Annotated in this window: 13 protein-coding genes; 9 read left to right on the top strand and 4 right to left on the bottom strand. The window is 40.3% G+C overall.

Features of this window, described 5'->3' with window-relative positions; translation table 11 throughout:
* Nucleotides 1-42 precede the first annotated feature (42 nt).
* On the bottom strand, nt 43-624 hold the full coding sequence (locus ACYVRS_RS07505; RefSeq protein WP_461203072.1) for a polymer-forming cytoskeletal protein: 582 nt from the start codon (nt 622-624) through the stop codon (nt 43-45).
* A 147-nt stretch (nt 625-771) separates the two neighbouring features.
* Entirely contained in the window at nt 772-1572 is an 801-nt protein-coding gene (locus ACYVRS_RS07500; RefSeq protein ID WP_312499226.1) for a MurR/RpiR family transcriptional regulator, read from the bottom strand.
* Nucleotides 1573-1680: 108 nt separating this feature from the next.
* Between ACYVRS_RS07500 and ACYVRS_RS07495 the strand changes: the two genes are divergently transcribed.
* The 5 genes from ACYVRS_RS07495 to ACYVRS_RS07475 all read left to right on the top strand — a co-directional run bounded on the left by ACYVRS_RS07495 (nt 1681) and on the right by ACYVRS_RS07475 (nt 7135).
* Nucleotides 1681-3552: a beta-glucoside-specific PTS transporter subunit IIABC gene (locus ACYVRS_RS07495; protein ID WP_461203134.1), complete on the top strand. Its 1872-nt coding sequence runs from the start codon at nt 1681-1683 to the stop codon at nt 3550-3552.
* Complete coding sequence (locus ACYVRS_RS07490; protein ID WP_461197862.1) at nt 3549-4991, top strand: glycoside hydrolase family 1 protein; 1443 nt, start codon at nt 3549-3551, stop codon at nt 4989-4991. Before ACYVRS_RS07495 ends, ACYVRS_RS07490 begins: the two co-directional genes overlap by 4 nt.
* 1 nt (nt 4992) lies before the next feature.
* A complete protein-coding gene (locus tag ACYVRS_RS07485) occupies nt 4993-6453 on the top strand; it encodes a glycoside hydrolase family 1 protein (protein ID WP_461203071.1) in 1461 nt (486 codons plus the stop codon).
* A 196-nt stretch (nt 6454-6649) separates the two neighbouring features.
* Nucleotides 6650-6850 carry a cold-shock protein gene (locus ACYVRS_RS07480; RefSeq protein ID WP_054117086.1) on the top strand — a complete coding sequence of 67 codons (201 nt, stop codon included), beginning with the start codon at nt 6650-6652 and terminating at the stop codon, nt 6848-6850.
* 66 nt (nt 6851-6916) lie between these two features.
* Nucleotides 6917-7135, top strand: a complete 219-nt coding sequence (locus ACYVRS_RS07475; protein WP_312499230.1) for a hypothetical protein — start codon at nt 6917-6919, stop codon at nt 7133-7135.
* A 309-nt stretch (nt 7136-7444) separates the two neighbouring features.
* On the opposite strand, the gene ACYVRS_RS07470 is transcribed toward ACYVRS_RS07475, so the two are convergent.
* Nucleotides 7445-8791 (bottom strand): metallophosphoesterase, encoded by a 1347-nt coding sequence (locus ACYVRS_RS07470; RefSeq protein WP_461203070.1) that lies wholly within the window; start codon nt 8789-8791, stop codon nt 7445-7447.
* Nucleotides 8792-9245: 454 nt separating this feature from the next.
* Here ACYVRS_RS07470 and ACYVRS_RS07465 point away from each other — a divergent pair, with 454 nt between their 5' ends.
* The gene (locus ACYVRS_RS07465) at nt 9246-10598 is read left to right on the top strand and encodes a CHAP domain-containing protein (RefSeq protein WP_313540284.1); all 1353 of its coding nucleotides are present in this window, start codon (nt 9246-9248) and stop codon (nt 10596-10598) included.
* 6 nt (nt 10599-10604) lie between these two features.
* On the opposite strand, the gene ACYVRS_RS07460 is transcribed toward ACYVRS_RS07465, so the two are convergent.
* Nucleotides 10605-12656, bottom strand: coding sequence for a HelD family protein (locus ACYVRS_RS07460; protein WP_461203069.1), 2052 nt, complete (start codon nt 12654-12656; stop codon nt 10605-10607).
* Nucleotides 12657-12972: 316 nt separating this feature from the next.
* Between ACYVRS_RS07460 and ACYVRS_RS07455 the strand changes: the two genes are divergently transcribed.
* The 3 genes from ACYVRS_RS07455 to rpmG all read left to right on the top strand — a co-directional run bounded on the left by ACYVRS_RS07455 (nt 12973) and on the right by rpmG (nt 15627).
* Nucleotides 12973-14007, top strand: coding sequence for an oxidoreductase (locus tag ACYVRS_RS07455; protein ID WP_461203068.1), 1035 nt, complete (start codon nt 12973-12975; stop codon nt 14005-14007).
* 163 nt (nt 14008-14170) lie between these two features.
* Nucleotides 14171-15115 (top strand): tocopherol cyclase family protein, encoded by a 945-nt coding sequence (locus tag ACYVRS_RS07450; protein ID WP_461203067.1) that lies wholly within the window; start codon nt 14171-14173, stop codon nt 15113-15115.
* Between the two features lie 359 nt (nt 15116-15474).
* Entirely contained in the window at nt 15475-15627 is a 153-nt protein-coding gene (rpmG, locus tag ACYVRS_RS07445) for a 50S ribosomal protein L33 (protein WP_054117070.1), read from the top strand.
* Nucleotides 15628-15629: the final 2 nt, after the last annotated feature.

The raw sequence follows: 15629 nt of genomic DNA, 5'->3' as shown, positions 1-15629 counted from the left end.
GCTATCTTCGTTATATGAAAATCTATTTCACATAAAAATTGATTATTCGCTAACTGTTACATCGCCAGTTACAGAAGCGCCTTCTTCGTCAAGTGTTGCTGAATCTTGGAATTCTTGAGAAGTGAAAGTTACATTTCCTTCAACTTTGGCACCGTTCAATACAAAGCCGTTTGCATTGACTTCGATATCACCTTTGATGACACCGTGAACGATATTGAAGTTTTCAGAGTTTACTACCAATTTAGGTACAGTCACTGTGTATTCAGCTGTTACGTTGCGGTCATCGTCTTGTGAGTATAAAGCAAATTTACGGTAGATGTCGTTTGCGTCATCGCCTTTATCGTGGAACTCGCCATCAACAGTCACATCAGCATCGAAAGTCATATCATCAGTCACAGCAACGATCCAGTTTCCGTCAGCGCTTAAAGCTTTTTCGATCACTGAAGTTTGGTCACTTACTGAAGCAGTAGATACAACATCGTCAGTTGATTCAGTTGTAGCAGTAGATGCAGTTGTATCTGCACTTGAGCTAGCGCTTGTATCGCTATCTGAACTACATGCAGCTAATAATGAACCTCCCATAAGTAATGTTGCAGCAAGTAAAGTAATTTTTGTTTTTTTCATGATTCCTTCTCCTTTGTAATCCCATAGTTTTCTTAAAAACAAAATGATTATACCATACACATGGTAAGTTTGTGAAACAAAAAACATAAATGAGGAGAAATTTAATAAATATCAGGGCAAATAAAAAAATAAGCGAAAAATCGCTTATTAGGCTTCATTGATCCTTTTGAATGAGGAAACAATCAAATCAGTGATCATTTGATACATATAGGCATGTGTTTGATAGTTGGTTTGATGAGGAAAGACCAGTACATCATCAACAAATGAAAAATCTGAAATTGCAGGATTGGAAGTAATGACCATGACTGTTGCTTTTGTGCGCACGAAAAAATCTTTTCTAGGTGTGCCATTGCGGATTTGCTGCTTGGTCAAATAATCACCGGAATTGGTGAAAATAATAAATAATGCATCCTCATCCGCAGATTTGATCAATTCTTCTTGTACGATATCATCTTGAAATGTCCGGATAAATTTTCCGTTATAAGCCAGTTTGAATTGAAAATCGATTGCCGCAGATTCAGAAAATAAAATGCCGAAAGCAAATACTGTTTTATGATCATAAATTGCTTGGGCAAATCGTTTGATCACAGGCATGTCCAAATGTTCTTTTAAATACAGCATATCCTTGATCACAGCATCGAAGTATGGCTCAATGCCGTCTTGCTCCATAGCAAAAAGAATGTTGGAACGATAATTCAATGGGTTGTTGAAGCGATTCTCGACAAATGCTGCATTGTCTTTTAAGTCGCTGTAATCATCAAAACCGAGGGTCCTGGCAAACTTTGATACGGTTGATTTTGACACATGGCATAAGTCTGCGAATTCTCCGATACTCATTGTTTTGATTGCTTCATAATGATTGATCATCGTCAATCCTATAAAATAGTTGGTTGAATTAGCGGGGGCATTGTTCAATAAATTTAATAAACGAATGATGAGCAGTCCCATAAAAAAATCCTTTCTTGTAAGCAGTTTCCAAATTGCGAACTTTCCAATCTTTAGACAGAAACTCTGCTATATTGTGTATATAAAGCGCTTTATAATTTGAAAATAGGAGTGAGTCATTTGGCAAAAGATTATTCAAAACTTGCTGATGAAATTATAGCACAGGTTGGTGGAGAGCAAAATATAGTGAGTCTATATCACTGTATTACGAGATTGCGTTTTAAATTAAAAGATGTCGATGTGGCTAGACAACACAAAGAATCGATTCAACAACTGGATGGGGTCTTATCTGTCATTGAAGGCAATGGACAATTTCAAGTAGTCATTGGCAACCATGTGGCAGATGTCTTCCAAACTATAATGAAGAAATATACGATACAAAATGCCTTAGAAAGTGAAGCAACCGATGAGGAGACAGAAAATCAAGGGAATCTGTTTGTTCGCTTTTTCAATGTCTTATCTGCAATTTTTAATCCAATCATTGTTGCACTTGCCGGTGCTGGGATGTTGAAAGCATTGTTGGTCGTTTTTACAACCTATCACTTGATGGACGCAGAAGGTAGTACGTATAAAATTTTAGCAGCAGCTGGGAATAGTGTTTTTTATTTCTTGCCTTTATTTTTAGCAATCAGCGCTGCGCGTATATTTAAAGCGAATATGTTCATTTCTTTGGCGATCGTGGCAGCTTTATTAGAACCCAATTTTACGGCGATGGTGACTGAGAATGGCGCAACCGTTGATTTCTTTGGGATTCCCGCAGTACTAATGGGATACTCAGGAACAGTGATTCCAGCAATCGTAGCTATTTATGTCTATAGTCAACTGGAGAAATTGTTAAAACGTGTGATTCCAAAGAGTATTGAGATCTTTGCGCTATCTTTAGTGGCGTTATTGATCATGGTTCCTTTGACTGTGCTGATTATCGGTCCGGTTGGCGTAATGTTAGGTGATGGATTAGGAAATGTCATGAACTTTATCAGTGACAAGAGTGGCTTGTTGGCAGGTGTCTTGATTGGGGGAGGTTGGACCTTCTTAGTGATGGTCGGTATTCACTGGGGTGTTGTACCAATCATGGTCAACAATTTGGCGACTTACGGGTATGATACGTTACGTCCAATGATTGCAGCAGCAACTTTTGCCAGTGCAGGTGTAGCGTTAGGTGTTTTCTTACGCTCTAAACGAAAAGATACCAAAAGTCTGGCGTTATCTTCCTTGCTGCCAGCTTTATTGGGGGGCATTACAGAACCGATTGTCTACGGGCTATCCGTTAAATTAAAGAAACCCTTGATTGCACAAGTCATTGTTGGCGCGATCGCAGGGGGATTTATGGGAATGATGCAGACCAAAGCCATCGTCTATGTATTTCCCGCATTGACTACGCTGCCTGCATTCTTCGGCGATACATTTGTTTATTATGTGATTGGGATTGCGGCGGCATTCTTTGGTACCGCGATCTTGACGTACATCATCGGTTTTGATGAAGCACCAGAGCAAGATTTGACTAGTGAAAGTGACGGTTTGCAAGTTGTCACACCAGTTAGTGGGGAAGTCATTACATTGGATGATGTGAAGGATGAAGTATTTTCTTCTCGCGCAATGGGGGATGGATTGGCTGTTTACCCGACGTCAGGGACCGTTTTTGCACCAATTTCTGGTGAAGTCGTGACCGTATTTCCGACTGGGCACGCATTCGGCATTCAATCAAACCAAGGGACTGAAGTATTGGTTCATATTGGATTGGATACGGTAGATTTGCTGAAAGGGATTTTCAATATGACAATCAAACAGGGGGATCAGGTGATCAAGGGTCAAACGATCGGTACATTTGATCTATCTGCTATCGTCGACAAAAACTATGATCCAACCACGATGCTGGTCTTCACGAGCGAAGTGAAAGAAGACGCGTTGGCGATAGTAGACCAGAACAACAAAGAAGTGACAGCATTTGTCACCAACGATTTACTTAAAGGAGCGATATCATGAGTGTTTTTCCAAAAGATTTCCTATGGGGTGGCGCCATTGCCGCCAATCAAGCAGAAGGGGCTTATTTGGAAGATGGCAAGGGGTTAAGCGTGGCTGACATCTTGCCAGTTGGCGAAAAGAGAATCGAAAAAGTGTCGTTAGATATGGATGAAAACAACTTTTATCCGAGCCATGAAGCCATTGATTTCTACCATCGTTATCTAGAAGATATTGAGTTGTTTGCAGACATGGGCCTAAAATGTCTGCGCACATCGATTGCCTGGAGTCGTATCTTTCCGAAAGGAGATGAAACGGAACCCAACGAAGCGGGGCTGCAATTTTATGATGCGCTTTTTGATGCATTGCTAGCCAAAGGGATTGAACCAGTTGTGACACTTGCCCATTTCGAAACCCCATTGCACCTAGTCAAAGCATATGGCGGATGGAAAAATCGTGCGTTGATTGAATTTTTCGATCGTTATACAAAAGTGGTGTTTGAACGTTATCAAGGAAAAGTAAAGTACTGGATGACATTCAACGAAATCAATCATACCCATACGATTCCTTTGTTGGCTGCAGGTATTGATGTCTTTGCTTTTAACAGTGAGGAAGAAAAATTGAACGCATTGTATCAAGCGAGTCATAATATGTTTGTTGCTAGTGCCAAGGCAGTTCTAAACGGCAAAAAAGTGGATCCAGACAATCAAATTGGCTGTATGCTCTCTCTTAGTCCTATTTATCCAGCAACTTGTAACCCGCAAGATGTTTTCGAATCCTATCAACTACGCAGACGCTCGTTGTTCTATAGTGATGTACAATTGCGTGGTGCGTATCCTGAATATTTTGACCGTATTGTGGCGGACAATCAATTAACGCTAGATATCACAGATGAAGATTTGGCTTTGATCAAAGCGGGTGTGTGCGATTACCTTGGTTTTAGCTTTTATCGGAGTTCGCTACATGAAGCGGGCATGAAAATTCTTGGCAATACCGGTGGTCTTTTAGGGAAGAAAAATCCGTATTTGAAAGAAACCGCATGGGGGTGGCCAATCGATCCATTGGCACTTCGTTATGTGTGCAGTGAATTGACAGATCGTTATCAAAAACCGCTGTTTATTGTTGAAAATGGAATCGGACTAAAAGATATCGTGCAAGAAGATGGACGGATCATTGATGAGGAACGAATGGTTTACTTACAAGATCACGTGACAGCGATGGCTGAATCTATCAAAGATGGCGCAACGATCATCGGCTATACTTGGTGGGGACCCATCGATATCGTTTCTGCAGGAACTGGCGAAATGGAAAAACGGTATGGGTTCATTTATGTGGATAAACAAAACGATGGCAGCGGTGATTTATCCCGACATAAAAAGGCAAGTTTTGATTATTACAAACAAGTGATCGAGTCAAATGGAGACCACCTAGATTATCGTGCATATGTGAAGGAGGCTGATTAATATGAAAAGTTATTTTCCAAAAGATTTCTTATGGGGCGGTGCTACAGCCGCGAACCAAGTAGAAGGCGGTTCAGATATTGATGGAAAAGGCTTATCTGTATCAGATGTCTATATTTTCGATGGCGATATGCCGAAAGAACATTGGACGGATCAATGGCACATGATGACCCATAAGCAAGTAGAGGAAGCACAAGATCCCGAAAGCAAAAAGTATTATCCAAAACGACACGGGGTTGATTTCTATCATCACTTCAAAGAGGATATTCGATTATTTGCGGAGATGGGATTTAAAACGTATCGGATGTCGATTGCTTGGACCCGTATTTTTCCTAAGGGAGACGAACTTGTTCCGAATGAAGCTGGTTTAGCATTTTATGATGCTGTTTTTGATGAATGTTTGAAATATAGGATTGAGCCGCTGGTCTCCCTCTCTCATTATGAAATGCCATTGTACTTAGTCACGCATTATGGCGGATGGTCAAATCGTCAAGTCATCGATTTTTATGTTCGCTTTGCCGAAACAGTGGTTGATCGTTACCGAGATAAAGTCAAGTATTGGGTAACCTTCAATGAAATCAATTGCGTGAAACATCATCCTTATGTGAGTGTCGGCATCATCGAAGAAGGGCATCCACATATCGAGCAAGATAAATATCAAGGTGCACACCATCAATTCGTTGCGAGTGCCAAGGCAACTGCCTATATTCATCGCGTGATCCCTGATGCCCAGGTAGGTTGTATGATCAGTTATCAGCTGTTGACACCGTATAGCTGCGATCCCGATGATATTCAAAAAACAGTTGAGCAACAGCGCACATCTTTATTCTTTAGCGATGTACAAGCGCGAGGCTATTACCCTGCCTATGCGAAACGCATGTTCGAAGAAAAATCTGTCATACTTGCAATAGAAGATGGAGATTTGGCAGTGATTCGTGAGAATCCCGTCGATTTTATTTCCTTTAGTTATTACATGTCCAGTGCTGTCAGTGCGCATCCTGAACGACTTGAAAGTGCAGTTGGCAATCTGATCACAGGTGGTATCAAAAATCCTTATTTACCAAGCAGTAAATGGGGATGGCAAATTGATCCTAAAGGGTTGCGGACAGCCTTGAATCAATTATACGATCGCTATCAAAAACCACTTTTCGTTGCCGAAAATGGGTTAGGTGCAGAAGATACTGTGGCATCGGATGGCACCATCAATGATTCGTATCGTATCGATTATTTACGCCAACACATCCAACAAATCAATGAAGCATTGCATGATGGTGTCGATGTCTTTGGGTATACAGCTTGGGGGTGTATCGATATTGTCAGTGCGTCAACGTCACAAATGTCAAAAAGATATGGGTTTATCTATGTGGATCAAGACGATGCAGGGAATGGCACAAAAGAACGGTCTAAGAAAGCCTCATTTGATTGGTACAAAGAGGTCATTGCATCGAATGGCGCAAACCTCTAATTCATAAGAATTCCTTATCAAACACGGACCTCGCAAAAAGACCGTTGCTATTTCTAGATAGGCATGTTATGATAGCTAAGTAAAGTTCTGATATGTTAATACTTGTTTATCTTTTTTTTGATACACACTTCAATTACACATCATTTTCTATTACAAAAATAAACACAGTCGATGTGTAATATGGAGGTATACGTTTATGAATAACGGTACAGTAAAATGGTTTAATGCAGATAAAGGTTTTGGATTTATTACAGGTGAAGACGGCAATGATGTATTTGCTCACTTTTCAGCTATCCAAGGCGACGGTTTCAAAACTTTAGAAGAAGGTCAAGCAGTGACTTTCGACGTTGAAGAAGGCCAACGCGGCTTACAAGCAACAAACATCGTTAAAGCGTAAATGAAACTTTAAGAGAAGATCGGAAACGATCTTCTCTTTTTTTAGTTAAAAGGAGTAAACAAACCTATGGCGAATACATATGGATTCAAAGCACCTCAGCCTTCACAGTCTGGAGGCGCATTCTCGATCGGACAAAGTATCCAATTCAGCTTTAGAGGCGAAACGCATCAAGGCCTCATCGAAAACATGTTGGAGAATACAGCTGTCATCCGCATCATCGAGAGTCCTTCAAAAGCAATGATCAATTTTAAAACGGTCGTCCGCTATACGGAATTAGATAGCTAATCTTCTTTTGCATCCGTTGCAGCAGAGAAGATGCTTTCTTTTGTGATTTGTGTTATAATACATATACGCGACAAATATTTTTGTACCACACGTTACTTGTTTTGAAGAAATTTATTCAAACCTGGCGTAACTTCAGAGTTACAAGGATACAATAGAGGTTAGGGATTGTATCGTTTAAATGAGAAATGATTAATAGTAGTAATAGTAAGCTGCAACTTTCAACGAATAAATATTGACTCGTCAGATAGCCTTCACATGGACACATGTGAAGGCTATCGTTCATTTTAGGGCTTTTTTAGACTAGTTAGGCTAATTGGATAAGGGGATTGAGATCGTGACAGATTGATCTGAGGTTTTGTCAGTTAATAAGGAATCTGTATATTGTTTTAAGAAGTACGAGTAAGTTTTAAGCAGTTGATACGCATCAGATGATTTGATCACCTGAATTTGCTCTGCTGTGTATTGATCATGTCCAGTAAACAGTGCTTTGTTCAACGTGTCAATAAAGGTACATATTTCGCTGATTTGCCGATCACTCAATTCACTGACAGACCCCAGTTGTTCTCGCACCATTTCGTCGGTGCTTTTTGAGAAAACCTCCGATTGATAAGTTGTATAGTCTAGTAAGTTTTTGTCTGTTTGTTCTGTAGATACTGCCCATGTGTTCAAATCGATCGTCTGTACTTGATAGTTGATTTGATCTTTAGATAGTGTTAAGACACCATACCCTAAGTTCTCTGTACTATAAGAACCGGTAACGACTTCGGTCAATGCCTGTTCTTTTTCTTCGATATCTTGAATATGGATATGGCCGGAGAAAGCCGCTGGGACATCGAACGCATCGAAGAGCGCCAGTGCCTCATCCGCATTATCCAACACATATCCTTCCGTCAACAAATCATTGTGGGCATAAAGATTATGATGCAAAAATATCAATGGCGTTTGCCCGGCTTGCTTGGTATCTTCTAATTGAGCTTTCAACCACACCAATGTACTTTCTTTCAGCTCTCCATTTGTTGTTGGATCATCCCAATTCACATCTGAATCATAGATACATGAATCTAATAAGAATAGGCGATAGCTGTCGTTTAAATTGATGCTGTAGCTTAAAGAGGTTTTGTCTAGACTATTGGCTTTCTCAAACCCTTCCGCAAAAATATCTTTGAAATCATCTGCACTCAATTGATCCGCATAGTATTCCTTGTCTTTTGCAAATGCACGCGCCCAACCATTATGGATCTCATGATTACCTGGAATGGCCAGCACCATGATGCCGGCTTCTTGTAAAGGTGCAAGCAATGTACTTAATTCTTCTGCACTGGTTTTTTCGCCATTCAGTGTCATATCACCAGTCAAAATAATGCCAGTTGGTTTATGCACCAAAGCTTCGTCCACGAAAGCTGTAACTGATTCTGTTTGATAATGCATTTCTTTTCCAGTGGCACTTTCGGAGAATTGTTGAAATGCTTCTCCTTCATCATGCAGTGAGGCAGACAGAAAGTGAAGATCACTTAACAACCAAAATTCAGCCTGCGTATCATTGATAAGCATGTCACTTGACTTCGCTGATTGCTGTGTTAAAAAAATGCCTGTCACAAGTGCAATGATGCTCATTAAACCTAGGATCCAACCGAAGCGTTTGTTTTTTTTGAACATTTGAGGCTCCTTTTGTTTTTTATTCATTATAGAAATTGATTACTGAAATGTCACTTAAAAGGTTTATGGGTTGCTATATCCTTGAGAGAATCAAATGATTAAAATAATGCCATTTTTTCTTTACTTCTATTGTATGTATTGCGTTAGAAGTGTTCTATTGGATATAAAAAAACGAAAAAACTGCAGGTGTTTTTTTCTTGGGCAAAATATAGAAAACAAGGTTAATTAAGACTAAAACATTGATTTAACAGCTTTTGTGATTTGTTTTTTTTATTGCCGGTTTTACAAACATAGGATTGAAATGTTTTTGTAACATTTCCTTTATCTGTGTGTCATATGCTTATGGTAGAATTCATTTGTCGTTAAAAACGAATGTTAAACTTTCTTAGATAAGATTAAGTTTTTATAAAGACAGAATATCTGTCAATCAAAGAGCCAGTCGGAGGAAAAACGAGTGAAGAAAAGTTTGTTATCAGCATTGATGGTGTGTTCATTGACACTTACAGCCGTTGCAGCACCTAGCTTAGCATTAGCAGATACCATTGATGATCAAATCGAACAGCAAGACCAAAAGATTGATTCTTTAAAAGGTCAACAAGCTGACGCACAATCACAGATCGATTCTCTAGAAGCAGAAATTGAAACTGTGGGCGCTAAAGTCACTGCTTTAGAAGCCAAACAAGTTGAATTAGGGAATGAAGCAGAAAAGTTGCAAGACAAAATTGCGACGCTTAAATTACGCATCGCAAAACGTGAAGAAGCTATCCAAAAACAAGCACGTGACGTGCAAGTGAATGGACAAAGCACAAACTTCATTGACGCTGTACTAGAAGCAGATTCGTTAACAGACGTCATCGGACGTGTACAAGCAATGACGACGATCGTCAATGCAAACAATGATCTTGTAGAACAACAAAAACAAGACCAGCAAGACGTCGAAGACAAAGTCAAAGAAAACGAAAGCAAAATTCAAGAAGTTGCTGCAAACCAAGCAGAACTGACTGATCAAAAAAATGCGATTGCGGCGAAACAAGCAGATTTAAATGTATTGAAAGCTGATTTGGCTGCTGAACAAGCGACAGCTGAAAAAGACAAAGATGCATTGACGAAGAAAAAAGAAGAAGCAGAAGCTGAAAAAGCACGTGTGTTGAAAGAACAACAAGAAGCAGCAGCGAAAGCCAAAGCTGAAGAAGAAGCGCAAGCACAAGCTTTGAAAGAAGCCCAAGCGCAAGCAGCAGATGAAGCGGCAGCGTCAACAGTAACTGAAACGGCTACAAGCAATTCAACAGCAAGCAGCACATCAAGTGCTTCAAGCAGTACGTCAAATAGCAGCTCTTCATCGAGCAATAGTTCATCTAACAGCAGCTCTTCAAGCAACAGCTCTGCTGGCTCATCTGATGATAGTTCTGCCTCAACAGGCAATACTTCATCAAGCGGCGGTACGGATCACTCAAGTTCAGGCAACATGTATGCATGGGGCCAATGTACATGGTATGTGAAAAATCGTGCACCTTGGGTAGGTACTTATTGGGGCAATGGCGCACAATGGGGCGCATCTGCAGCAGCTGAAGGGTATACTGTAAATGGTACTCCAGCAGCAGGCGCAGTTGTCGTATTTGCAGCTGGTCAATCAGTAGGTGGAACTTGGAATGCAAGTAGCGCTTATGGTCACGTGGCCTATGTAGAATCTTATGATGCTGCAAGCAACACGATCACAATCTCTCAAGGCGGTATGGGATTTGACTCTCCTGGCGGCCCGAATACAGCAACAATGAGTGCATCAGGTTACACGTATATCCATCGTTAATACAAATCATTCAAAAAACCTCAACAATCGTTGAGGTTTTTTTTTTGCGAACATGACCAAATCACTCAAAGCCTCTTTGGATGTGATGGTCAAGGTTTCAGTGGCTCTAGAAATAGCTGTATAAAGGACACGCTGATCTAATTCTGACTGATAGTTTGCATTGTTCACGTTGTATAAAAGTACATGCGGATATTCAAGTCCCTTTGCTAAGTGAACAGGTAAGACTGTGATGATAGGGTGCAGGGCGCTAGTTGAAAGCTCGGCAGCTAAACGTGTTGCTTCAGTTTGGCTTTTCGTCAATACGGTTAGATCAAAAGGACTTTCTGCTAAATGAGATAGCAATTGTTCATCGGCTATATGTTCAATATAGACGATCTCTTGACCGCATGGCCGAATAGCCGTTATTGATTTTTGGCTATTTTTTGCCTGCAATGTAGCAAAAATAGCAGTAATTGTTCCACTTGACCGATAGCTCTTCGTTAAATCGTACCGAAATATTGGTGAATCAGCTTGGCTAAATAACGCTTCTATTTCCTCGAATGAAATCGTCGTTTCAAAGATTGACTGGTTTTCATCTCCTATAAGCGTAAAGGCGGTTTTGGGAAATAGGAGCAGCAACAATTCTATTTGAGCTGGGGTATAATCTTGGGCTTCATCGATAAACAAATACGTCAAATCAGGAACGTCCATTTTTTGTATAAATAGCTGTTGGATGATGAGATCGAGTACTTGGTAATCAATGTCTGATTCACTAGGCTTTCCGGAAAAAGAATCACCGCTAAACTGTTGAAATAGATCAGCAGTGAAGGTTTGCTGATTGACCCACCTCATTTTTTCGATGGCAGAACTGACGGATGCATATTTTCTTTTTAACAAGGAAAGGGCAGCTTGTTCAATGGTTTTTGTTTGTTCATCTGGGAGTAAATGACCAAACATTTGTTGCTGTTGTGCTTCTGTTAGTGAAAGTACTTGGCTAAGAATCTTACTGTTTTTGGCATTACTTTCTAAGCGTCTGTACCATTGCGCATGTAGTCTTTGTTTGACGCCTTGCAATCGTTCTTGAATAGTAGCGGTTTCGGGTGTCGACTTGTAAAGTGTCTCCATGGTTTCGATGGAAATGATCTCCTTTCCTTTATAATCAATTGGCTTAAAGGGAAGACTTATCTTTTTTGCAGGGACGGAGGCTATTTCCTTCAAAAAGGCAACAAAAGGACTTTGCCGCAGTACCTGCTTTTCTTTTGTTGGTTTTGCGAACATGGTTGAGAAAGTTTGTATTTCGGTCGTTTTGAATGACTCAGCCAACGAGCCAATGAGTTGTGTCAATGTCAAAGTACGAGGATTTTTCTCGCCTAACGAAGGGAGTACTTGTGCAATATATTGTGTAAAACCTGTAATTGGCGACAAAATCATGACGTCATCCGATGTCAGTTGTTGTCGATAGTGATAAAGCAAAAAAGAAATCCGCTGCATGGCCACTGATGTTTTGCCGCTTCCAGCTACACCATGAACAAGAATGTTGTGATGCTTTGTATCACGAATGATTTCATTTTGTTCTGTTTGGATAGAGGCAGTGATCGCGCTCATTTCTTGCGTGTTCACTGATGCCAGCGTAGCCAAAAGGAATTCATCTTGAAGGCCGATCGAGGTGTCGATGATCTTTTCCAAATGATCCTCCTCGATCATAAATTGTCGCCGATGTGCAACGTGAACAGCTATAGTTTCACCATTGACTTGATAAGCGGTCAGTCCTTGATGGTTCTCGTAGAAAACAGCAGCGATTGGGGAGCGCCAATCGTAGATCAGGCTCTCTTTTTTTTCATCAGTGAATCCGTTGACACCAATGTAAAATGCGTCTTCTTCTGTTTCATCCACAAAACGCAAAGATAGTTTGCCGAAATAAGGTCGCTTGAATAATCGATTGATTTTATCTAATTCGTTTTGGGCCGATGCTAACAATAGATTCATTTGATCGATTTCACGATTTTTACTTTCAATTGCTGCATAGGTATCTAAACTGTCGGTGATACTATCAAAGTTCAAGCGAATGTCGGAACCCACTTGCCGCAGATCTTGTAATTACGCAGAGGTTTGGGTGGCAATCAAGTGTGTCAGTGCTTCTTTTTGGGCCAATAATTTTTGATACACGAATGTCAAGTGTTGCTGTTCTTCCATCATTTGATTCATGCAGACACATCCTTTGGTAGAGGTATGATTTATTATACGAGGATGCTGTAAAAATACGTCTATTTATTCATGGTATAATATAGTATAATAAAGATAGAAAGAGAACCTATTAGATTTGGATGCAAGCGTGTAGATGCTTGTTTTTTTTACTGTTTTTTCATACATCTCAAGTCAATCAAGGAGTGAGTAGATGTCAAAATTATTATCCCCTGTGGCGATCCCCAAATTAACCTTAGCAAATCGCGTGGTGATGTCGCCGATGTGTATGTACGAAGTGAAGAAGGAAGATGGGGTCATCACACCGTTTCACCTCGTACATTATGGTGCACGGGCACTGAGTAAAGTTGGTCTAGTGGTGATTGAGGCAACCGCTGTTGCGCCGGACGGACGAATCACCAATCAAGATTTAGGCTTATGGAATGATCAGCAACAAAATGAATTAACCAAATTGATATCGTTGATTCAAAATTTTGGCAGTAAAGCAGGAATCCAGATCAGTCATGCAGGGCGTAAAGCCACAGATGCGATCACACCACTCGCGCCTTCTGCATTAGCCTTTAGCGATACGTATCCAATGCCGCACGACATGACACTGTCAGATATCAACGATGTGCAAGCGGCATTTGTTGCTGCTTGCAAAAGAGCCGCTGCGTCTGGAGTCGATATGATTGAACTGCATGGGGCACATGGTTATTTGTTGAGTCAATTTCTATCGCCATTGGTGAATCAACGAAAAGATCAATATGGTGGATCACTGGAAAATCGCTATCGTTTCGTGAAAGAAATCGTTGTTGCCGTACGTGCTTCATTCAAGGGCTCACTGTGGATGCGTTTATCTTTAACGGATTTTGAAGATGAAGGTCGCCAGAACTCGATTGCTGATTGGCAGCAAATTGGCCAATGGTTAGAAGCGGATGGGATCGACTGTCTAGATATTTCTACTGGTGGATTATTGGATAAGAAACCGACGATTCCGATTTATGATGGGTACCAAGTACCCTATGCTGCGGCAATGAAGCAAGCTGTCAGTATACCAGTAGCGGCTGTTGGCTTGTTAGATAACCCAGCATTGTGCGAGCATATCCTGCAAACTGGTGAAGCCGATTTGATCTTACAAGGAAGAAGCCTGCTCAACCAGGTCAATTGGTTGGCACAAGCGGCTGTTGACTTACATGATCCGACATTTACAGCTTATAATGGATCGTATCAAAGAGGGATGAAATAAGAGAATAGCTACTCATAGAATCAACCCCCATTTGGTGTGCCTAAGGACACATCAAGTGGGGTTTATTGATTAGGTCAGAAAATAATCGCAGGTGACGTAGCTCGATCACTGTTTTTTTGACCATTCATGATACACTGAAGAAAAAGATAGGGGATTATTCTAGATGATTTCAACCGATCGATTTTTTCATGTCCAAGACCAAACGCGGGGCTTCTTTGAAGGTTGGTATTTTAAACACCAAATCAATGCACAAGTGTACGCCTTTATTCCTGGCATCTCGATTGATGCGTACGGAAAAAAAGAGATTTTTGTTCAAGTGATCAGCCAAACGTCTTCCCATTATTTTTCTTTCCCAGATGATGCACTAAAGATAGATGAATCAAACCAAGAAATCAAGATCGGCAATAATGTTTTTAGTATGAATGGGTTAGTAATTGACTTGCACAGTGATGAACTGACGATCAAAGGACATCTCATTTATCATGATCTGCATGCCATCAAGCGTTCCGTCTATGCACCTAGTGTCATGGGCCCTTTTTCTTATCTGTCTTTTATGGCATGCTATCATGGCATCTTAAGCATGGAACACGTGGTTTCGGGATCGTTGACATGGGCAGATGCGGTGATCGATTTTGATAATGGCAAAGGCTATATTGAAAAAGATTGGGGAAGCTCATTTCCGGATGCTTATGTATGGGTACAATGCAATCAGTTTAGTCAAGATAAGATGCGTTTGTTTTTTTCAGCAGCGAATATTCCTTTTTTAGGTCTGTCGTTTCTGGGGCTGATTTGTGTCCTGCAGATAGGAACAAAAGAATATCGATTTGCGACTTACCATGGAGGAAAAATAACAAGTATTGTGCGCAAAAAAGAGAAGCTGATCCTGCAGATCTCACAAAAGCGCTTGCAAATGACCGTTGAAATCGCCACAGATACTGGACATGCGCTTCAAGCACCTATGCGTGGAGAAATGAGCCGAATCATTAGAGAGCATGCGCGTACCACTATTCGGGTTACTCTTACGCAAAATGGTCAAGAGATCCTATCAGAAAAAGGGAGTTTAGCAGGATTTGAGGAAGTCGGTAATGTTCAGGGCTTTCATTATTGAGATAAGCAATCTATAGATAGAATATATCTAGCACCAATGTTTGCTATAATTTAAGAAAAATAGAATCTAGTAAACGACACAGGAGGAATATATGCATAAGATAACAACTGATTCACTCAATCACATATAACAGAAAAGAACATCTGTCCATTAAGGTACAGGTGTTTTTTTCTTTCTACCGATTGCTGTTTTGGATAAACAACAGACCAATCAATCATATGAAAAGCGCATCACTTGTTAAATAACAAAAAAATATTTTTTATACTTGAACTGGATAAAGATATGTGCTATGATTCAAAACGTAATTGTTACAGTTTGTCCTTTTGAAATGAATGAAAGTCGATGGAAGGAGCAGACGGATGCGAAATAATATTATTTTAGCGTGTGTGGAAACTGGGGAAAGACTTTATTTAACAAATAAAAATCAACGCAACACACCAGAACGTTTAGAATTAAAGAAATATTCACCAAAGCTAAGACGCAAAGCAATCTTTCGAGAAATCAAAAAATAGAG

This window comes from Enterococcus salsurae, from assembly GCF_054784955.1.
This window is presented reverse-complemented; position numbering and strand designations above follow the sequence as displayed.